Raw genomic sequence first — 21,649 nt, 5'->3', positions numbered from 1 at the left:
AAACATAAAAAGAACTATCTTCACGTTAAAGTGAAGGTAGTTCTTTTCCATCTTCTTATTTTATTTGCTCAGGATCAACAAACTGATAACCTTTATCTCTTAAGCCAGCTACGATTTCTTCTAATGCGTCTTTCGTCCATTCCCGATCGTGCATGAGTAGATTGGCACCGTTATTTAATTCTGGCGCATTGACCATAATGTCCGCTAAACTCTCTGCATTTTGATAATCAGCTACCCAATCATACCCGTATGTCCAGTTCATTCGAGTCATTTGTTCCGTTGCGACAACCTGATTAGAGAAATCCGTATTTTCTCCAAATGGAGCACGGAAAAAGCGTGGCCTTTCACCAATAATTTCTTCAATCCGTTCGTTTAATTTGACGATTTCCTCCATTTGTTCCTCTTCAGTAATCTCACTTAAGTTCGGGTGACTCATCGTATGATTTCCTATTTCAAAACCTAATTCATGAATCTCCTTTAGTTCTTGTTCACCCTCTTCATCATTAATAAAATGACCGTTCACAAAAAATATAGCTGGTACATCGAGGTCTGCTAAAATATGTGCCATTTCAACTCCATATGTATGTGGGGCATCATCAATTGTTAACAAAACAACTTGTTCCTCTACGTCCTCACCTTCAATTGGTTCGACAGCCCAATTCGCTGTATTAATTTCATATACTTGCTCAATCTCTTCCTCTTCATTAGTCATTTCATCTTCCGGATCCGTGCCCTCTATTTCGTCATCTTGTTTAGATAAATGGGAATCCCCTTCTTCGCCTTCATCTACTTCTAATTCCACTTCCTCATCCTCCTTTTCAACTGCATCTGATTGTTCATTTTCAGTTTGGTCGGCGCATGCAATTAACAATAAAGCCATCCCCATAATCCAAAACCTTTTCATATGTCCGCTCCTTTCTCTTTTGCTAGCGACAATCACACTTTCTCTTATACTATACCCTATCAGCTATGCCCTAAATCATAACACAACTTTGTCCAACATTCGGTTCTTATTAAATACTTTACTACTATTTCTCACACTCTACCTTTAGATTTCGATTGCATTACATTTTGATTACTAGAACCAAAAAGTTGTTTGAAACGTGCTAGAATAGGAAACAAATTAGTAAATAAATTTGTTACATATAGGGTGTGAGGTGCTTGAAGAAAGTTTTATTACTATTATTTTTGTCCAGTAAGATTATTCTATTATCTGGATGCTCATTAGCTTTTCTTTATACAACGTCACCCATTGACAACGAAGAAGGAAAAAATATGACCGTTTTATTTTCCGATACAGCTAATATTATGAAAGAAGATAACTATTACGACGCTATCTTAGAGATGCAATCCAAGTTTCCAGATGAACATCAATCATTTATTATAATAGACTCGAATGAAAAAGAAATTGTCCGTCATTATGGTATCACTACTTTTCCCACCATGCTTGTTTTATATGGCGAGAGCGAACAACTTAGAATGGTAGGGCCTCAATCAAAAGAAAATATTATAACAACCCTTGAAAATGCCATACAACTTACAAGTCAAAATGAGCCAGTTAGTTAGTTTATATAAAAAAAGAGCAGCTTAGGAAGCTGCTCTTTTTTTGGTTATTTATTTTACAATATGAATAGGTGTTCCAATAGCTACTTCTGCAGCTTCCATTGTAATTTCACCTAATGAAGGGTGTGCATGGATAGTTAAAGCAATATCTTCTGCAGTCATGCCCGCTTCAATTGCTAATCCAACTTCTGCGATCATATCAGAAGCGTTAGGTCCAGCAATTTGAGCTCCAAGAACTAAACCATCTTCTTTACGAGTGATTAGTTTCATGAAACCATCAGAATCGTTAAGAGATAAGGCACGACCGTTTGCTGCAAATGGGAACTTCGCAACATTTACGTCATAGCCAGCTTCTTTAGCTTCAGCATCCGTATAACCAACAGTCGCTAACTCAGGATCTGAGAATACTACAGCTGGAATCGCTAAATAATCGACCTCTGATTTTTCACCAGCAATCGCTTCTGAAGCGATTTTACCTTCGTACGATGCTTTATGAGCTAAAGCAGGTCCTTCAACAACATCACCAATTGCATAAATATTACTTACATTTGTACGACATTGCTTGTCTACTTTGATTAAACCACGGTCTGTCATTTCAACACCAATTTGCTCAAGACCTAATTCATCCGTGTTTGGTGTACGACCAACTGTTACAAGAACATAATCAGCCTCAAATACTTCTTCCTTACCTTTAACTTCTGCTTTAACTTTAACGCCATCTTTCGTTTCTTCAACACCTTGTGCTAATGCTTCAGTGTGGAAGGAAACGCCATTTTTCTTAAGACGCTTTTCAACTAATTTAGCCATTTGTTTTTCAAAACCAGGTAGGATTTGTTTCCCACCTTCTAATACAACAACTTCAGCACCTAAATTAGAGAACGCACCCGTTAATTCGATACCGATGTAACCTCCACCGATAACGACTAACTTTTTAGGTACTTCTTTAAGAGCAAGAGCACCAGTTGAGTTAATAACTCGGTCTGTGTATTTAAATGATTTTAATTCGATTGGGCGAGAACCAGTCGCAATAATACAATTCTTGAAATTGTATGTTTGTGAGCTTTTTTCGTCCATTACTTTAACAGAGTTTTCAGAAGCAAAGTAAGCTTCACCTTGTACAAGCTCTACTTTATTCCCTTTTAATAAACCTTTAACTCCGCCCGTTAATTTATCAACAACGCTTGCTTTCCATTCTTGAACTTTCTCAAAGTTAACCGATACGTTTTCTGCAACGATACCGATATCTTCAGAATGTTTAGCATCATGATATTTATGTCCAGCGTTAATTAATGCTTTTGAAGGAATACAACCAACGTTTAAACAAACGCCTCCAACCGTACCTTTTTCTACAACTGTTACGGATTGGCCAAGTTGAGCTGCACGAATTGCTGCTACATATCCTCCAGGACCTGATCCAATGACAAGTGTGTCTATCTCTTTTGCGAAATCACCTACAACCATTTCTTACCCCTCCATTAATAATAATTGTGGATCGTTTAACAGACGTTTTACATGGTTTAATGCATTTTGTGCTGTTACGCCATCAATCAAACGGTGGTCATAGCTGATTGAAAGTGCAAGAACTGGGGCCGCTACGATTTCGCCATTTTTAACGATAGCTTTTTCTTCAATACGACCAATTCCTAAAATCGCTACTTCCGGATGATTAATAACAGGAGTGAACCATAAACCACGTGCTGAACCAACGTTAGAAATTGTGGCACTTCCGCCCTTCATTTCTGCACTGCTTAACTTAGCGTCACGTGCTTTACCAGCTAAATCGATGATTTCATCTGCTAATTGGAAAATAGACTTACGATCTGCATCTTTGATAACTGGAACAAATAATCCGTGTTCAGTGTCTGCTGCAATACCGATATTAAAGTATTTTTTGTAAACGATCTCTTCGTTTGCATCATCAATTGAAGCATTTAATACAGGGTATTTACGTAGAGCAGCAGTTAATGCTTTAACTACATATGGTAAGTACGTTAGTTTCGTACCTTGCTCTGCCGCTATTTCCTTGTATTGTTTTCTGTGAGCTACAAGAGCTGAAACTTCCACTTCATCCATATGTGTAACGTGTGGAGCCGTGTGCTTAGAATTAACCATTGCTTTAGCAATCGCCTTACGAATGCCTTTGAAAGGAACCCGCTCTTCTAATTCTCCGACTGGAATAGAAACTGGCTCAGATTTTTTCGTTTCAGCTGAAGCTGCAGGTGCTTCTGATGATGTTTCTTCAGATGCTGATCCAGTGTCGCCACTTAAGAATTTCTCAATATCTTCTTTTACTACGCGACCATTTTTACCAGAACCTGAAACTTCTTTAATGTTGACACCTTTTTCACGAGCATACTTACGTACTGATGGCATCGCAATAATACGTGAGCCGTCATCTTCTGAAGCTGATTCTTCTTGAGAGCTTTGAGTTGCTTCTTGCTTCTCTTCCTTTGGCTCTTCCGTTTTCTCTTCTTCAGCTGGCACTTCTTCTTCCTCATAACCTTCAGCATCAATAGTTAAAAGAACATCTCCTACGATACTTACTGTTCCTTCATCCACCTTTAACTCAAGAACCTTTCCATCTACCGGAGAAGGAATTTCAACAACAGCCTTATCATTTTGCACTTCTAGAAGAATATCATCTTCTTTTACTTCATCACCAGCTTTGACGAACCACTTTACGATTTCACCTTCATGGATACCTTCACCAATATCCGGCAACTTAAATTTATATGCCACAATGAGTGCCTCCCTTATCATACATTATAATTTGGTGCAGAGGAAAGCAAAAATCGACTTTCCTCTGCAAAAAGATCAGTTTATTAGAAATTTACAACTTTATTAACTGCTTCAACGATATCTTTGTGATCTGGCAACCAAGCATCTTCCATTGCAGCGAATGGATACACAGTATCTGGTGCCGTAACACGTAATACAGGCGCTTCAAGACTTAAAATAGCACGCTCTGTGATTTCAGCTACAACATTGGCTGCAATCCCAGCTTGCTTTTGAGCTTCTTGAACAACAATTGCACGATTTGTCTTTTCAACAGACGCGATGATCGTATCAATATCTAATGGACTCACCGTCATTAAATCAATAACTTCAACATCTACACCATCTTTTTCTAACTCTTCTGCTGCTTTTAATGAAGCATGTACCATCGCACCATAAGTAACAATCGTAACATCTTTACCTTCGCGTTTAATATCGGCTTTTCCTAATTCAATTGTATACTCTTCCTCAGGAACTTCCGCACGGAAAGAACGGTATAATTTCATGTGCTCAAGGAAAACAACTGGATCGTTATCACGAATCGCAGAAATTAATAGACCTTTTGCATCGTATGGAGTTGATGGAATAACAACCTTTAACCCTGGAGTTTGAGCCATTAATCCTTCTAAGCTATCTGCGTGCATTTCAGGTGTTTTTACGCCACCACCAAATGGTGAACGGATCGTAATTGGCGTAGTTTGTGAACCACCTGAACGGTAGCGCCAGCGGCTCATTTGACCTGCTACAGAATCCATTACTTCAAATAAGAATCCGAAGAATTGAATTTCCATAACTGGACGGAAGCCTGTAATTCCAAGTCCGATCGCAAGACCACCGATACCAGACTCAGCTAAAGGTGTATCAAATACACGGTCTTCACCAAATTCTTTTTGTAAACCTTCAGTCGCACGGAATACACCACCGTTTTGACCAACATCTTCACCAAAGATTAATACATCTTCATTTGTCTTAAGCTCATTACGCATTGCATCCGTAATCGCTTGAATCATTGTCATTTGCGCCATTGGTTATTTCGACTCCTTTGCTGTGTATTCTTCCATTTGCTCACGAAGATTCACTGGAAGTTCTTCAAACATAACTCCGATAATATCAGTAACTTTTTGTTTAGGAGCATTATCAGCTTCTTTAATCGCAGCTTTAATATCTTCTTTCGCTTTTTCTACAACTTCGTTCTCTTGCTCTTCACTCCATAATTTCTTTCCTTCAAGGAACTTACGGAAACGGATTAGTGGATCTTTTTTCGTCCACTCGTCATCTAAATCAGATGTACGGTAACGTGTTGGATCATCACCAGCCATTGTATGTGGACCATAACGATATGTCATTGTCTCAATTAATGTAGGGCCTTCACCATTTAATGCACGATCACGAGCTTGTTTAGTTACAGCGTAAACAGCTAATACGTCCATACCATCAACTTGAATACCTTCAATACCAGCAGCTGTTGCTTTTTGAGCAATTGTTTTAGCAGCAGATTGCTTTTCAACTGGAACAGAAATAGCAAAGCGGTTATTTTGAACGATAAAGATCGCAGGTACGTTATAAGCACCAGCAAAGTTCATTCCTTCATAGAAATCACCTTGTGATGAACCACCGTCACCCGTATAAGTAATAGCTACATTGTTTTTAGCCTTACGTTTTAATCCTAACGCCACACCAGCCGTTTGGATAATTTGAGCACCAATAATAATTTGAGGGACAACAATGTTTAATCCTTCTGGGAATTGTCCTCCACCCATATGTCCACGTGACCATAAGAATGCTTGATGTAGCGGTAAACCATGAAATACGATTTGTGGAATATCACGGTATCCTGGTAAGATCCAGTCTTCTTTATCTAAAGCGAATTGTGAACCTAACATCGAAGCTTCTTGACCTGCTACAGGTGCATAGAAACCTAAACGACCTTGACGGTTTAATGAAATGGCACGTTGATCCCAAATACGTGTATATACCATTCTTTTCATTAATTCTTGCAATTGTTCATCACTTAATTCAGGCATAGCTGCTTCATTAACAACCTCGCCCTCTTCATTCAAAATTTGAAAAGTCTCAAATTTTTCTTCTACAGACTCTAAAGTTCTTGTAGTCATTACTTTCACCTACCCTTTCTTTTTCGGAAAATATTCATCACTTTTCTGTTCTATGTCTTGTATGCTTGTCATTGTAACCATAGTCAGAAATCACCTTTAGGATAACCTAATGTAAGCCTAAACATTACTTCATAATAAAGAATGTTAAAAATATCCTTCTTAACACTCTTATAAACTGTATTAGTAAACACACAGAAAAAGTAATACAATACACCTTATGAAAAATAGTCTACATCAACTGATCGAAATCCGTCAATCCTTTTGTTTTATCTAGCATTTACAAAATATAACTACTGTAACTTTTACAAGACATTTTTAGACCTGTGTTATAGATCACCCAAACCTAAAATGAAACAGAAAGTTATACAAGCTTTCAAAAGCTCCTGGATTTACACATACTCATTCATATTCCTTTTACTATGTAATTTAAAACTTAATTTTGTTAGACCTCCATTAATTACCACAACAAAAAAGAAGAATCTTATATGAAGATCCTTCTTTATTCTAATTTGATTGATGATTTATTCATTTTCTTCTGCTAATTCCCACGATAAATTAGATTCGGAATAGTAGCTTTGTTTGTCATTATTATATTGGGCTGTGTATTCATTAAATATATCTCTGGCTTCATTAATGACTTGATAAGAAGCATTCACATCCTCAATAAGCTGTTGTAATTCGACAAGGTCAAACTCTTCTTCTTGTTGCAGCAGCTCAAATAAAGCACGATCTAGCTCTAATGAATCCACGTAAGCATTATGTAAGTCTTGATAGCTGTTATACCTAGCATGCATATTTTCAACTAACCCTTGAAAAGGTGGCAATCCTTCATCATCTTTTATTTCACTTTCTAATTCTTCGACTTTTAGAAACTCCTGATAGCCCGCTTCAATACTTTCCTTCTCTACAGCAACTGCTTCTTCCCTTGTTTCAATCGATGCAAGTGCCTCTTCCGTTAGCGATAGAATCTTTTCAAACTCTTCCATACTTAAATCGATAACTTCATCATATAGTTCTTGTTCGTTTTCTTCAGCCTGACTAATTAATTCTTGCTGCTCAGTAAATGGTGCTTCTAATTCCACTGCTTTCTCTAAGTGTTCAAAAACCTTATCTGCAACATCGTTACCACATCCAGTTAGTAAGAATAATGTCATCACGATTAGTAAGTATGACCTACCCTTTTTTCCAAGCACGTAAGTTCCCCCTATTCTAAGTACAAAAATCATTCCTATTAAAAACAGTAAAGGAAAGGATAAAAAATCGCAACATAAAACCATCTACTTTTATATATGAAAAGACAAAACTAGATATGCGCTTGTCCACATATTCACTAAACAAATAACTATTTTTTTTTGAAAAAATGGGCATACATCCAATCGCCATCGAGACAAATGCATATTGTAACTAGTGAGTCGCACCAAGTGTGATGTACCTAAAAGGAGGAATTCAAATGTACGGATACGGTTCAGATTGTTGTAGCGATCCTTGTGGTTACGGTTATGGAGCACCTGTTGCAGGTTATGGCGGTGGCTATGGTGGAGGCGGTAGAGGCTTTGCTTTAATCGTTGTATTATTTATTTTATTAGTTATCGTTGGGGCAGCTTGCTTTAACGGTGGTCCGGGACCTGATTGCAAAAAATAAGTGATGAACATCGGGAGCTAACAAAGGCTTTTTAAGTAACTTTTGTTAGCTTCTTTCCTTTGTTAGTTGGTTTTGATTATTTTTCAACTTGCCATTTACCTATTATGTTCGATAAAGTATAAAAGAAACTGTTAGTTGCTCATAAAAGGAGAGGTACATATGATCACAATGAAAGATATTATCCGTGAAGGCCATCCTGTTTTACGTCAAGTTGCAAAAGAAGTTCAACTTCCTGCATCAATTGAGGACAAAGAAACATTAACCAATATGCTGCAATTTGTCATAAATAGCCAAGACCCCGAAATCGCAGAAAAACACCAACTAAGACCTGGTGTTGGCATTGCCGCTCCCCAAATTGGTATTTCTAAAAGAATGTTTGCCGTTCATGCCTACGATGAAAATGATACCTTATATAGCTATGGTCTATTCAACCCTAAGGTTATTAGTCATTCTGTAGAGGAAAATCATCTTGATGGTGGCGAAGGCTGCTTATCTGTCGATCGCGAAGTCCAAGGGATTGTTCCAAGACACGCTCGAATTACCGTAAAAGGTACAACTATTGAAGGTGAAGAAGTAAAATTAAAGTTGAAAGGGTATATCGCCATCGTATTCCAACATGAACTAGACCATTTAGATGGCATTATGTTTTACGACCGCATCGAAGGTTTCCAAGATCCACTGAAAAAAACACTTTAACAAATAAAAGAGCTAACTTACGTCATCCGTCAAGTTAGCTCTTTTTCAATTCATTTCTATTTTCCACACATTGCCAATCAACAAACACTTCCACTTACACATACTATAAAAAACAAACGAAAACCAAGTATGCTCATTGTTCACGCACTAACAGGGAGCAATGTCCTAATTTAGGTCACCGAACGCAAAGGGATGACCAGCTAACTTCAAAGAGCATCCCTAAGTATTTTCATACAAAACTTTCCTGAAGACTTACCGCAGCAACTCATCAACAATCACGAAAGTGGCGTTTGAATTTAACTAATGGCTTTTTGTTCAACTTGGTTTTGATCTTATTCATTTTAATAATTTTTTGTAAGAATGATTTTGAACTAGAGAGTTAGCAATAATCCAGCGGACGAAAATATGCGGAGACTCCCGTGGGAAATAGTGGCGGGCTGAGATCCAATGGTGGTAGCCAGTAAGCTCAACACCACCCCGCAGGACGCGGAGCATAATTTTCGGTAGCGGCAAGTAGAACACCGCATTCCAGCGTTAGCAACTTTCATAAAAAAGGAGTGAATTCATATGCTAAAGAAGCTAAGAAAAAAACTTTTGGAAGGCTGCAAAAACCTGCTACCTAAAAAAAGATTAATGGAAGTATAGAAACTGTAAAACTGATTAAACTAAACAATTAGTCATCTAAAAAAGTGAAAAATACTGCCATATTATAAGGCAAATACCCCATTTTCAAACGAATAAAAGAAAAAACATGAAAAAGATGGTTATTTGCTTTATAATGAATTTATCATTATCGTTTAAGGAGAGGTATTTTTTATGTTATTTAAAGTGTTTTATCAAAAAAATGCAAGACAAGTTCCTGTTCGTGAACTTACGGATTCAATATATGTGGAAGCTGAGAGTATCTCAGAAGTAAGAAGTAAATTAGCTGACCGCAATTATAATATCGAATTTATTACATCTATCTCTGGTGCGCACCTCGAATATGAACAATCTCGAGAAGACTTTAAGGTGGAATCTATTTAATGAAACAAGTAAAAAACAATCAAACAGCCGTATTTGCTCTTGGTGGACTTGGTGAAATCGGAAAAAATATGTACGCTGTTCAGTTTCAGGATGAAATTATTATAATTGACGCCGGAATTATGTTTCCAGAGGACGAGCTTCTAGGTATTGATTATGTAATCCCTGATTTTACGTATCTAAGTAAAAATATCGATAAGATAAAAGGTTTATTTATCACACATGGTCACGAAGACCATATTGGTGGAATCCCTTATTTCCTAAGAGAAATTAATGTACCTATTTATGGTGGTAAACTTGCCCTAGGTTTGCTAAAAGGAAAACTTGAAGAACACGGTCTATTAAGAAAAGCACAATTTAATGAGATTCATGAAGATCAAGTCATTAAATTTACAAAGACTTCTGTTTCTTTTTTCAGAACAACACATAGTATTCCAGATTCTTACGGTATTGTCGTAAAGACACCTCCAGGAAATGTCGTACATACAGGGGATTTCAAATTTGATTTCACACCGGTTGGAGAGCCTGCAAACTTAACAAAAATGGCAAAAATCGGCGAAGAAGGTGTACTCTGCTTATTATCAGATAGTACAAATAGTGAAATTCCTGAATTTACGATGTCAGAACGTAAGGTTGGAGAAAGTATTGATGCGATTTTTAGAAAAGTGGACGGAAGAATTATTTTCGCTACATTTGCATCTAATATTCATCGCTTACAACAAGTAGTAGAAGCAGCAGTTATCCACGGGCGTAAAGTAGCTGTTTTTGGTAGAAGTATGGAATCAGCGTTAACCATTGGTCAAGAACTTGGTTATATAAAAGCACCTAAAGAAACATTTATTGAACCAAATCAATTAAACAAATTACCTGATAACCAAGTAACGATTCTTTGTACTGGTAGCCAAGGTGAGCCTATGGCTGCACTGTCAAGAATTGCTTATGGTACACACCGTCAGATTCAGATTATTCCTGGCGATACAGTTGTTTTTTCTTCTTCACCTATCCCTGGTAATACAGTAAGTGTCGGAAAAACAATTAACCAATTATATCGTGCCGGTGCTAATGTCATTCACGGTCCACTGAACGATATTCATACTTCTGGACATGGTGGACAAGAAGAACAAAAGCTTATGTTACGTTTAATGAAACCACAATATTTCTTACCTATTCACGGCGAATATCGTATGTTAAAAATGCATATCAAACATGCAATGGATTGTGGTGTTCCAGAAGAAAATTGTTTCATTATGGATAATGGTGATGTGTTAGCCCTTCATCCAGATGAAGCAGGCGTAGTAGGTAAAATCCCTTCCGGTTCCGTATATGTAGATGGAAATGGTATTGGAGATATTGGTAATATTGTCCTTCGCGATCGCCGTATTCTATCGGAGGAAGGCTTAGTCGTTGTTGTGGTGAGCCTTGATATGAAGGAATTTAAAGTGACTGCTGGTCCTGACATTATATCTAGAGGTTTTGTTTATATGCGTGAATCGAGCGATCTGATTCACGAAGCACAAAAATTGCTCGCTAAGCATTTAGATGATGTGATGGAAAAGAAAACGTCACAGTGGTCAGAAATTAAGAATGAGATCTCTGATTTATTAGGTCCATTTTTATATGAGAAAACAAAACGTAAACCGATGATTTTACCAATTATTATGGAAGTATAAACAATATTAATTTGAGAAGTCGTAAGCATATAAATGTTTGCGGCTTTTTTATATAAAAGTTAGTGCGAACATGTAACGTTGCTCATCGCTACCGAAAATTATGCTCCGCTGGGTTACTACTAATTCTTAAGTTCAAAAAAAACAATCCAACACTATTCTTTTAAAATGAAAATGAACAAAACCAAACTGAATGAATGAAAAGCCAACAGTTTGAACAGTCGCCACTACTTTCATCTTTGTTGGTGGTGAAGTGTTTCTCGTATACTCGGGCTCGCTCTCTGTTTACCAACTCTCAACCCTATGTTTCATCACCTCCTCCTCGAAACTAAGTGAGTCAGTACTTGCAAAATCTCATAACCCAGCGATTCAAGCTTCCACTCTGAATGTCCTCTCTTTTCCCCACTACAACAACTTTTTCAAAACCATACAGTTCGTTTGCTTCCTATACTAATTAATTATCTGAATCTCGCTATTGAAATTTTCTGACATATCATATAAAATGAACACGCGTACATTTATATAAATTCGGAGGTGATTTGAATCGCAACAAGGAAAGATGTAGCAAAGTTAGCAGGTGTTTCTGAAGCAACCGTCTCACGAGTGTTTAATAATATCCTACCGCTAAAACAAGAAACCAAAGAAAAAGTCCTTCAAGCTGCTAAGCAATTACATTATTACCCTAACACCTTAGCTCAAAACTTAGCTACCAGTAAAAGCCATACAATTGGAGTTATTGTCCCTTACCTACCTAAAGTACGGCATTTGCTTTCAACCTATTATTTCTCAGAGATTATTAGTGGCATTGGTGACCAATTAGCTTCTGCCAACTATGGATTACAATTAATCTTTCAACCTCAAGATCAGTTTAGAAATTACACACAATTTTTTTCCTCAAAAAAAATAGATGGATGCATTATTTTAGGCTCCCATGATGTTGACGGTGAAAAGTTTGCTATAGAGGAATTGCACCGGCTCGACTTACCATACTGTCTTATCAACCAGACATTTCAAACGAGTCACTTTCATTACATCGATGCCAAACACCAAGAAGGCAGTTATCAAGCTGTATCACACTTATTAGAACAAGGATTTGAACGAATCATTTTCTTAAATGGTCCTAAAACCTATTCCAATAGTTTAGACCGTCTTGTTGGTTATCAAGATGCCTTACATTCAAGAGATTTAAAAATGAATGAACATTCATTATTTTATGGGAACTACAGCCGTAAAAGTGGGGTTGAAAAAGCAAAGGAGATTGCTCCTATAATCAAAGAGTTTGATGCTATCTTTGCAGCGAATGACCGTATGGCTGTCGGGCTTATTCAAGGTCTTTATGATCAAGGCATCTATGTAGGAAAGGATTACGCTATCGTTGGTTATGATGATTCAGATATCGCAAGCATCATCCATCCCACCTTAACTTCCGTTCGTGTTCCTTTCTTTAAAATGGGTGAACTGGCCGCTGAGCATGTCTTAAATAAAGTAAACAGCAAAGTAACTGAAACGATGCAGCTTAAATTGCCGGTAGAACTTATTGTAAGGGCTTCCAGCAATAATCAGATTGAAAGGAGTTTTAAATGATGAAAGAGATTAATATTGGAATGGTTGGTTACAAATTCATGGGGAAAGCACATAGCCATGCCTATAAGGATTTACCTTTATTCTTTCCCGATCATATTCGTCCAATTATGAAAGTAATTGCAGGACGTAACCATGAGGCCGTATCTCAAGCTGCTAATCAATATCAATGGGAATCTTATACGACAAACTGGCAAGATTTAATTGATAATGATGACATTGACCTCATTGATATTAATGCACCAAGCGATGTACATAAAGACATCGCCATTGAAGCTGCAAAAGCCGGTAAACATATTTACTGTGAAAAGCCGTTGGCACTTACTTTAGCAGATTCTAGAGAAATGCTCGAGGCAGCCGAACAAGCCGGTATTAAGCATATGGTTGGTTATAATTATCGTTTTGCTCCTGCTGTGATGCTTGCCAAAAAGTTAATAGACGAAGGTCGTTTAGGAAAAATCTATCACTTCAGAGCATGGTTTCTACAAGATTGGATTATCGATCCTAACTTCCCGCTCGTTTGGCGCTTACAAAAAGATGTTGCTGGCTCAGGTGCTCTCGGTGACCTTGGTGCACATTTAATCGATTTAGCCCATTACCTTGTTGGAGATATCAGTGAGGTAATCGGAATGAGTGATACTTTTATAAAAGAGCGTCCCTTGCCTACTGATATGGCAGGATTAACAGCAACAGCTCAGTCTGGAATGGAAACAGGACCTGTTACCGTCGATGATGCAACACTGTTTTTAGCGAAGTTTACTAATGGTACACTCGGAAGCTTTGAGGCTACCCGATTTGCAACGGGACACCGAAGCACCAACTCCTTTGAGATTAACGGAAGTAAAGGAAGTGTCATTTTTGACTTTGAAAGAATGAACGAGTTACAAGTCTACTTTGTTGATGATAGTAAAGATGTACAGGGATATAGAAGGGTATATGTGACAGATGAACCACACGCTTTTTCAAGTCACTGGTGGCCAACCGGACACCCAATTGGTTATGAACATACATTTATTCATGCCTTTGTTGAATTTATGAAAGCCATTCGTGAAAACCGATTACCTAACCCAAATTTTTATGATGGCGTGAAAAGTCAACAAGTATTAGAAGCTGTGGAGAAATCGATCTCACAAAAATCATGGGTGCAGGTTTCCACACTCTAAAAATAATAATATATATAGGAGAGGAAGGTTTTATGAAGAAAAAAGCATTAATCGTTTGGGGTGGCTGGGATGGGCATGAACCAGAACAAGTTGCCAATATTTTTAATGATATATTAATAGAAGAAGGATTTGAGGTTGAGGTTTCAAATTCTCTTGAATCCTATGCCGATCCCGAAAAGTTGCAATCACTGGATTTGATTGTCCCTCATTGGACGATGGGAGAGATTGAGAAAAAGTATGTACAAAATATATCAGCGGCCGTAATCAGTGGTGTTGGTTTGGCTGGTTGTCACGGAGGCATGTGTGACTCTTTTCGAAATAATGTAGATTGGCAGTTTATGACGGGGGGTAACTGGGTAGCTCACCCCGGTAATGATGGTGTGGAATATACAGTCGAAATCAAGCATTCTTCTAGCCCGTTGTTAGATGGCCTCTCTGATTTCAAAGTAAAAAGTGAACAATATTATTTACATGTCGATCCTGCAAATGAAATTTTGGCAACGACACGTTTTCCAGTCATTGAAGGACCACATACAAAAAATACAGCCGTTGATATGCCTGTAGTATGGACAAAGCGTTGGGGTGTGGGGCGTGTCTTTTATAACTCTTTAGGACATGTTTCCAATATTATCGCTATGCCTGAGGTATCTACGATTATGCGGAGAGGTTTTCTTTGGGCAGCAGAAGGTAAAAAGTTATATTCGGTCAAAGATGAAGGAACCAAGCCAATATATACAGGTATGGGAGACAGTCAATAACCCAGGAGGTAACTATGGAAAAAATGAAAGTAGGCTTAATTGGTTGTGGCAATATAAGTTCTATATACTTTGAGAATTGCACGACATTTGAGCATTTTGAACTTGTAGGCTGTGCAGATTTAGATTTTAAACGGACAAAAGCACAAGCTGAACGATTCAATGTAAAAGCCTATACGATAGAAGAAATACTTGAAGATAAAGAAATTGAAGTGATCGTAAATCTTACGATTCCAAAAGCCCATGCACAAGTATGTATGCAAGTATTGCAAGCCAATAAGCATGTTTTCACCGAAAAACCACTTACAGTAACTCGTGAAGAAGGTATTCAATTAATAAAGCTAGCTGAAGAGAAGAACTTACGGATAGGAAGTGCCCCTGACACTTTTTTAGGTGGAGGTATTCAGACGGCTATTCACCTGATCAATCAAAATGAAATCGGAACTCCAATAGGTGTAACAGCCAGTATGATGAGTCGTGGACATGAGCATTGGCATCCGAACCCTGATTTCTATTATGAGAACGGTGGCGGTCCGATGTTTGATATGGGGCCCTATTATTTAACGGCACTCGTTTCCATGTTAGGACCAATAAAAAGAATTGCTTCATCTGCTAGAATCAGTTTTCCCAAACGCACCATTACTGCTGGTCAAAACCCAAGAACACTTACCGTTCACACACCAACACATATATCCGGTATTATTGATTTCGAATCTGGTGTAATGGGTAACATGACAACAAGCTTTGATATTTTTGGTGGTTCTACGCTCCCAAAAATCGAGGTGTATGGTGAAAAAGGGACAATGCTCGTACCAGACCCTAATACCTTTGATGGACCTGTTTTAATAAGAAAACGGGATGATCATCAGTTTAATCAAGTGCCTTTAACCCATAGATATACGAAAAATAGTCGTGGGATTGGTTTAGCGGATATGATTGAAGCCATTCAACAAAAACGCAACCATCGAGCCAATGAAACATTAGCTTATCATGTTCTCGATGCAATGCATGGATTTCTAGATGCTTCAAGAGAAGGAGCCTACTATCATCTAAATAGTACATGCGAAAAACCAGAGGCCTTTCCGTTACACTATCAATTTCCGACCAAAAAGGAAAAGATGCTCTAACCTTATAAACCCAAAACAAAAAAGTTCCCGAAAAAAACCGGTGATTTTTATCAATCATCGGTTTTTCCGTTATTGTAGCCTTCTTTTTTCGACACTCATTCTTCATACTCCTCAGTGACCCTGCTCCACATTAAACTCTATGATATTCCTATCTGGATCCATACAAAAAATCTGTGCAAAGCCACTCATACTCAACGGCTTTTCTACGACCTCTATTCCTTTACTTTTTAATTCGTATAACGTCTTGTCATAACTTTTCACACGAATAGCAAAATGCCCTTCATTCGAATCGATTGTACCTGTCCGTAATGTCTCAGATTTTGGCTGCACAATTAAATGAAGCTGTTGTTCCCCCACTTGATACCATGCTCCTGGAAAAGAAAAATTAGGTCGTTTTATTTCAGGAAACCCTAACAACTTCCCGTAAAAATATTTAGCCTGTTCGATATCTGTAACTGCCAAACTCACATGATGAATCGACAAGGATTCGATCAATGTACTCACCTCTTTTAATTCTCAATCATAATCACTGAATATCAGTTTCTAGTTCATGCTCGACTTGTGGGTTGGATAGACATTTACTCTTTCTCCGCTCCTAATACAATTCCTTTTACAAAATACTTTTGAATAAACGGATAGACGAGTAACATCGGTAAAGCAGCGATAAAAATCTGAGCAGATTGAACAGTTCTTTGCGATAAATTTCGTAACGTCTCTGCGTCTGTGATTTGACTAAAATCTTGTTGCACGATAATCGTCTGTAAAAATGTTTGCAACGGATAATTCCTAGCATCATTATTATAAATCATTCCATCAAACCAAGAATTCCAATGAAAAACCATCGTAAAAAGTGAAACGGTAGCAATCGCAGGTATCGCAATGGGTAAATATATTTTTATGAAAATTTGAATATGGTTAGCACCATCAATTAATGCTGATTCCTCTAAAGATTTGGGTACCGATGTTCTAAAAAAGTTTAATAGTAATATTAAATTAAAAGCATTAATAGCGGTTGGTAAAACTAACGCCCAAATCGTATTTGTTAAACCTAAGCCTGTCACAACCATGTAGGTTGGTACTAATCCACCATTAAACAACATCGTCAAAATAAAAAACCAGACATATAATTTTCGACCTTTAAACTCATGATCGTATTTAGATAAAGAATAAGCGGCACATAATAAGGCAACCATAGATATGACTGTACCTAAAATAACTCGAACGAGAGAAATGATAAACGAGCGGATAAAGTTCTCATTAGCAATCGTCCGTTCATAAGCATCTAATGTAAAATCAACTGGCCAAAAAGATACGATATTAGCCGCAGCAGCCCCACTCCCACTTAATGATACGGCAAAAATATGGATAAGTGGAAGTATGCATAGTACAGCCAAGATAATTAAAAAGCTATAATTAAAAATCGTAAAAATTGTATAGCTTTTCGTTTTATACATACGCATAGGTTATCCCTCCTAAAAAATTCTCCAATTAGCATATTTGTAGGCCAAACGATAACCGATAATAATTAGAAATAGGCTAATCACTGATTTAAACAAACCTACAGCTGTACCATAACTAAAGTCTCCACTGACTAACGAAACACGATAAACATAAGTATCAATAATATCACCTGTTTGATACACAAGTGGATTGTATAGGTTAAAAATTTGATCAAATCCGGCATTTAGTACGTTTCCTAAAGATAACGTTCCAACAACAATAATGATTGGTAACATCGCCGGTAATGTAATATAAAGAGTCTGTTTCCAACGATTTGCCCCATCCACTACCGCGGCTTCGTATAAACTAGGATTAACCGCCGTAATAGCAGCTAAAAATACTATCGTATTAAAACCAGTTTCCTTCCACAAATCACTGATTATCACCGTTGTTCGGAACCAATCATTACTTCCTAAGAAAAAGATCGGATCAACACCAAACCACGCTAGACCTTGATTAACAAGTCCCCCATCGGGTGAAAGTAAATCTAGCAAAATTCCACCTAAAATAACCCAGGAGAGAAAATAAGGTAAATAAATAATCGTTTGAACTGTTCTCTTGACGACTATTTTGTACATTTCATTTAAAAGTAACGCAACCGTAATCGGTACAATGAGACCAAAAATCATTTTTAATAAAGAAATGATTAACGTATTCCAAATGACTTGTCTCGCATAATCGTATTCCAACATCGTTCGGAAGTGTTCAAAACCGACCCATTGGGAATCAAAAAAACCTAACCAAGGCTTATAATCCTGAAACGCCATGATAATGCCAAACATGGGACCATATTGAAATATAAGTCCAAGAATCAGGGCTGGAATTAATAAAACATGTAATTGCCATGTTCGTTTAAAGTTCCATTTCTGCTTTTTCTTTTGATTTTTTTTATGTAATTCTTTCTTAACAACTGATTGGCTCTGCACATAATCTCCTCCTTGTACCAAAAGAAGTATTAACCTAATAAAAATGGTGTGAACAATTCCAATTTCTTTAAAATCGTTCACACCATGAACAGACTACCTATTAATCACGTACAGAATCATACCATTCATTGACCTCTATCGTGATTTGATCACCACCTGCACGTTTCCATTCATCTACAAAATCATCAAAAGCCTCTAACGGTTTATTGCCTAAGATAATATCGGCAAATAACTCGTCTTCCATTCTTTCTAGATGCTCCGTTCTACTCACCATCGTTTCCGTAGGTGGTCCTGTAAATTCCTGAACAATACGTATATCATTTTGTTTATTTACAATCGCAGCAGCTTCAATATAATCCGGATCTCTACCTGCTAACCCCGCTTCATACCCGTTAGTAGGCTCTCTACCTGTGTCATGAAACTCTTCTAAGAGACTATACATTTCAAACGGAATCGTAGGAACATTCGTTGGTAAAAAATATCTACCTGGATCGACATGTTTTTCTCCTGTAATTTCTTCAAATTCATCGATATTATATACGGGATCACCATTTTGCAAAACATAGTCATACCCTTCAAATAACCCATATTCAAAGTAATCGGATTCTCCAAGTGTGTAACCGATAATGGCATCCCAATATTCAAAAAACTTATCGAGATGCTCGAATTCACTATTAAATAAAAACGAGCCCACAATGAGGCCTTCCCCTCTTCTACCAGCTTGCCCATTTGGTCCCGTTACATGTTCAAATGGTTTTACCACTGCATCTGGAACAACTTGAGCAATTTCCCCAATAGGATAACCATGTGCCCATGGTGGAGCCGCCATTATACCAGACCTTCCCGAGATAAAACTTTCCTGTGCATCACCTGCACTTAAGATTGCAAAATCTGTTGCTAGATAACCATTTCCATACCATTCTCTTAATTTGGCTAAGCCTTCTTTTATGCTGGGTTGAATGGAACCGTAAACTAAGGAACCATCTGTAGCTTGGCTCCAAGCACCAGGCACATAATCGCCATAAGCTCCAAAAACCCAACTCGCATCTGCAATATTACCGCCTCTAAACCCATTATCCCCCGCTGCCAAAGTAAGTCCGATCGTATCATTCCTACCCGAATTATTTGGATCTTCATTCACAAATACTTCCATCACTTCTTCTAATTCTTCTATCGTTTGCGGTGCTTCTAGATTAAATTGATCCAACCAATCCTGTCTTAACCAAAGTAATGTATCCGAGCCATTTCCACCAGAATACCTTGGGATACCATATCTATCACCATCGTTTGTTGAAGGATAGAAAGCTTCTGGAAATCTTTCAAATAATTCTTTAAGTCTCGGTGTTGCATGCTGCTCAATCGCTTGATCAATTGTCATGACTTGTCCTGATTCAAGTAAATCGGCCTTTATATTATTGTTTGACACTAAAAATACATCAGGTAACTTCTCTCTTGAAGACATCATTAAGCGCAATTGGGTATTAAATTGTTCATCATTAGGCTGCGTCCATTCTGTTACAAATTGAATACCTAATTCCTCTTCTGCCCATCTTGTAACGACATTATCATGCACATTTTCTCCATCTTTAAATACCGTGCCATCATCTAACACACGTGCTGTTGTAATTGTGACCGTACCATTTTCATCAACAGAATCTTGTCCTGATTCAGTATCAGAGCATGCCATTAATAATATACTTAAAGTTAAAGCCAACAAAAGAAGATAACTTCTACCCATTACATTTCCCCCTCAAAGATTTCTTCTACCAATCAATCAGTTAGAGCTCCAAAGAAAGCGTTATCATTTTTGCAAAAAATACGTCGATTCCTCCTCCTTACTATAAAAGATGATAAGGCTATTCTTTCATATCATGATATTTCATTAAAAAAGCAACTTGCATGGTAGTATACCACTCAAGCTGCTTTTATTTTAACAATGCAAATTTTCTGAATCCATGTACATTCCAATATGATTAATTACCCAAATCTCTCTTATCTGTTCCCCTTTTGTATGAACGTGTACCTAGAGGTGATGGGTTGTGCCTTGAAGTTAATTGGTCATCCATCTTGCGATAGATGACTTAATGAGACATTGCTCCCTTTTTGTGTGCGTGCTCTTCCTAGTGGTAATGGAGTTGTATGAAGTGAGTCCGGCTTCGCCACGTGGGTTTCGTATGAACATTTCACATTTGATAAGCGATATTGACTTGGTGTAATGCCTGACCATCTCTTGAACTGCCTACTAAAATGAGCACTGTCATGGTAGCCGAGGATATAGGCAATTTGTTCAACTGTATAAGTAGAATCAATTAATAATGCTTTAGCCTCTGATAATTTCATATAAGACAAGTATTGACGCGGTGACATCTGATATACTTTTTTAAAAAGCTTATGGCAATAGGAATTACTAATATTTAGTTCCTTCGCAATTTCTTTTATTCCTGTCTTATCTTTATTATCCGAGCGATGAACTTCAGTCCGTTTAACCAGCTTCTCAATTTTCTCTGCAATTTGGTAGGCGACCTGTCTATATTTTTCTTTCTCTGGCTGTATGTCTTTTTCGTAGTTTAGCCCTTTAATTAGCGCACCTAATAACTCAAACAACTGTGTGTGTATATGAATATAATGAGTTAAGCTCATATGATGTTCTTTACAAAATTGAACCATACGTTTTATATAAGGGCTGATGAACATACTCAACTTTGATTCCGCAGAAAAGAAAACATCATCCGATTCATGCAAATAAGGAAGGAATAACTTATCATCCATATCAAAATGCAAACAAAAATAAGTAAAACCATTCTCTTTACCACATTGACTTGAGTGACTATCTCCTGGTCGTACAAAGACCATGTCACCGGCAAACAGATGATATGTGTTACCTTTTACTTGAAAGACTTGATGACCTTCCAGTAGGAAGTTAATTTCATACTTAGAGTGCTCATGCCGAGGATAAACCCATGAGTCTTTAACCGAGCGTACATGCATACCGAGCAATTCAAAGCCCATTTTTATATCTGGATACATGTACTCCTCCAAACTATGTGGAGTTGTTATCTTATGTTGATCAAAATTTGGCGTATCTAGAAAAGTAAGTTTCACACCTTCTCCTCCAGT

The 21,649-nt window shown here is 37.4% G+C and carries 20 protein-coding genes; 9 read left to right on the top strand and 11 right to left on the bottom strand.

Annotation, left to right across the window (positions count from 1 at the left end; genetic code table 11):
• Nucleotides 1–55 precede the first annotated feature (55 nt).
• A complete protein-coding gene (locus tag PQ479_RS12635) occupies nucleotides 56–904 on the bottom strand; it encodes a polysaccharide deacetylase family protein (protein ID WP_047987727.1) in 849 nt (282 codons plus the stop codon).
• Between the two features lie 257 nt (nucleotides 905–1,161).
• Here PQ479_RS12635 and PQ479_RS12630 point away from each other — a divergent pair, with 257 nt between their 5' ends.
• Nucleotides 1,162–1,566, top strand: a complete 405-nt coding sequence (locus PQ479_RS12630; protein ID WP_047987726.1) for a thioredoxin domain-containing protein — start codon at nucleotides 1,162–1,164, stop codon at nucleotides 1,564–1,566.
• Nucleotides 1,567–1,614: 48 nt separating this feature from the next.
• Here the strand turns inward: PQ479_RS12630 and lpdA are convergent, their stop codons facing one another.
• The 5 genes from lpdA to PQ479_RS12605 all read right to left on the bottom strand — a co-directional run bounded on the left by lpdA (nucleotide 1,615) and on the right by PQ479_RS12605 (nucleotide 7,645).
• Nucleotides 1,615–3,024, bottom strand: a complete 1,410-nt coding sequence (gene lpdA, locus PQ479_RS12625) for a dihydrolipoyl dehydrogenase (protein WP_047987725.1) — start codon at nucleotides 3,022–3,024, stop codon at nucleotides 1,615–1,617.
• 3 nt (nucleotides 3,025–3,027) lie between these two features.
• Entirely contained in the window at nucleotides 3,028–4,302 is a 1,275-nt protein-coding gene (locus tag PQ479_RS12620) for a dihydrolipoamide acetyltransferase family protein (protein ID WP_047987724.1), read from the bottom strand.
• 83 nt (nucleotides 4,303–4,385) lie between these two features.
• A complete protein-coding gene (locus PQ479_RS12615; protein ID WP_047987723.1) occupies nucleotides 4,386–5,363 on the bottom strand; it encodes an alpha-ketoacid dehydrogenase subunit beta in 978 nt (325 codons plus the stop codon).
• Between the two features lie 3 nt (nucleotides 5,364–5,366).
• On the bottom strand, nucleotides 5,367–6,452 hold the full coding sequence (gene pdhA, locus PQ479_RS12610) for a pyruvate dehydrogenase (acetyl-transferring) E1 component subunit alpha (RefSeq protein ID WP_047987722.1): 1,086 nt from the start codon (nucleotides 6,450–6,452) through the stop codon (nucleotides 5,367–5,369).
• A gap of 521 nt (nucleotides 6,453–6,973) precedes the next feature.
• Nucleotides 6,974–7,645 (bottom strand): YkyA family protein, encoded by a 672-nt coding sequence (locus PQ479_RS12605; RefSeq protein ID WP_053070320.1) that lies wholly within the window; start codon nucleotides 7,643–7,645, stop codon nucleotides 6,974–6,976.
• Nucleotides 7,646–7,902: 257 nt separating this feature from the next.
• Here PQ479_RS12605 and PQ479_RS12600 point away from each other — a divergent pair, with 257 nt between their 5' ends.
• From PQ479_RS12600 to PQ479_RS12565, 8 genes are all read left to right on the top strand, one after another.
• Nucleotides 7,903–8,094, top strand: coding sequence for a YjcZ family sporulation protein (locus PQ479_RS12600; protein ID WP_047987721.1), 192 nt, complete (start codon nucleotides 7,903–7,905; stop codon nucleotides 8,092–8,094).
• Nucleotides 8,095–8,253: 159 nt separating this feature from the next.
• Nucleotides 8,254–8,790: a peptide deformylase gene (gene def / locus PQ479_RS12595; protein WP_047987720.1), complete on the top strand. Its 537-nt coding sequence runs from the start codon at nucleotides 8,254–8,256 to the stop codon at nucleotides 8,788–8,790.
• 816 nt (nucleotides 8,791–9,606) lie between these two features.
• Nucleotides 9,607–9,816, top strand: a complete 210-nt coding sequence (locus PQ479_RS12590) for a DNA-dependent RNA polymerase subunit epsilon (RefSeq protein ID WP_047987719.1) — start codon at nucleotides 9,607–9,609, stop codon at nucleotides 9,814–9,816.
• A complete protein-coding gene (gene rnjA, locus PQ479_RS12585; protein WP_047987718.1) occupies nucleotides 9,816–11,483 on the top strand; it encodes a ribonuclease J1 in 1,668 nt (555 codons plus the stop codon). The genes PQ479_RS12590 and rnjA overlap by 1 nt, the downstream gene beginning before the upstream one ends.
• Nucleotides 11,484–12,023: 540 nt before the next feature.
• Nucleotides 12,024–13,064, top strand: coding sequence for a LacI family DNA-binding transcriptional regulator (locus PQ479_RS12580; RefSeq protein WP_047987717.1), 1,041 nt, complete (start codon nucleotides 12,024–12,026; stop codon nucleotides 13,062–13,064).
• The gene (locus PQ479_RS12575; protein WP_273717020.1) at nucleotides 13,064–14,224 is read left to right on the top strand and encodes a Gfo/Idh/MocA family protein; all 1,161 of its coding nucleotides are present in this window, start codon (nucleotides 13,064–13,066) and stop codon (nucleotides 14,222–14,224) included. The genes PQ479_RS12580 and PQ479_RS12575 overlap by 1 nt, the downstream gene beginning before the upstream one ends.
• Before the next feature lie 32 nt (nucleotides 14,225–14,256).
• Nucleotides 14,257–14,982, top strand: coding sequence for a ThuA domain-containing protein (locus tag PQ479_RS12570; RefSeq protein WP_047987715.1), 726 nt, complete (start codon nucleotides 14,257–14,259; stop codon nucleotides 14,980–14,982).
• A 14-nt stretch (nucleotides 14,983–14,996) separates the two neighbouring features.
• Nucleotides 14,997–16,106: a Gfo/Idh/MocA family protein gene (locus PQ479_RS12565; protein WP_047987714.1), complete on the top strand. Its 1,110-nt coding sequence runs from the start codon at nucleotides 14,997–14,999 to the stop codon at nucleotides 16,104–16,106.
• 111 nt (nucleotides 16,107–16,217) lie between these two features.
• On the opposite strand, the gene PQ479_RS12560 is transcribed toward PQ479_RS12565, so the two are convergent.
• The 5 genes from PQ479_RS12560 to PQ479_RS12540 form a co-directional block, all read right to left on the bottom strand.
• Entirely contained in the window at nucleotides 16,218–16,601 is a 384-nt protein-coding gene (locus PQ479_RS12560; RefSeq protein ID WP_047987713.1) for a VOC family protein, read from the bottom strand.
• 83 nt (nucleotides 16,602–16,684) lie between these two features.
• A complete protein-coding gene (locus PQ479_RS12555) occupies nucleotides 16,685–17,566 on the bottom strand; it encodes a carbohydrate ABC transporter permease (RefSeq protein ID WP_047987712.1) in 882 nt (293 codons plus the stop codon).
• Nucleotides 17,567–17,578: 12 nt separating this feature from the next.
• Nucleotides 17,579–18,532, bottom strand: a complete 954-nt coding sequence (locus tag PQ479_RS12550; protein WP_047987711.1) for an ABC transporter permease — start codon at nucleotides 18,530–18,532, stop codon at nucleotides 17,579–17,581.
• A 100-nt stretch (nucleotides 18,533–18,632) separates the two neighbouring features.
• On the bottom strand, nucleotides 18,633–20,270 hold the full coding sequence (locus tag PQ479_RS12545; RefSeq protein ID WP_047987710.1) for an extracellular solute-binding protein: 1,638 nt from the start codon (nucleotides 20,268–20,270) through the stop codon (nucleotides 18,633–18,635).
• Between the two features lie 320 nt (nucleotides 20,271–20,590).
• Nucleotides 20,591–21,634, bottom strand: coding sequence for an AraC family transcriptional regulator (locus PQ479_RS12540; protein ID WP_069187710.1), 1,044 nt, complete (start codon nucleotides 21,632–21,634; stop codon nucleotides 20,591–20,593).
• Nucleotides 21,635–21,649 lie beyond the last annotated feature (15 nt).

The organism is Alkalihalobacillus pseudalcaliphilus (assembly GCF_028610675.1).
Classification (GTDB): domain Bacteria; phylum Bacillota; class Bacilli; order Bacillales; family Bacillaceae_D; genus Alkalihalobacillus; species Alkalihalobacillus pseudalcaliphilus.
Note: the sequence above shows the minus strand (reverse complement) of the source record. Positions and strands in the feature narration are given on the sequence as shown.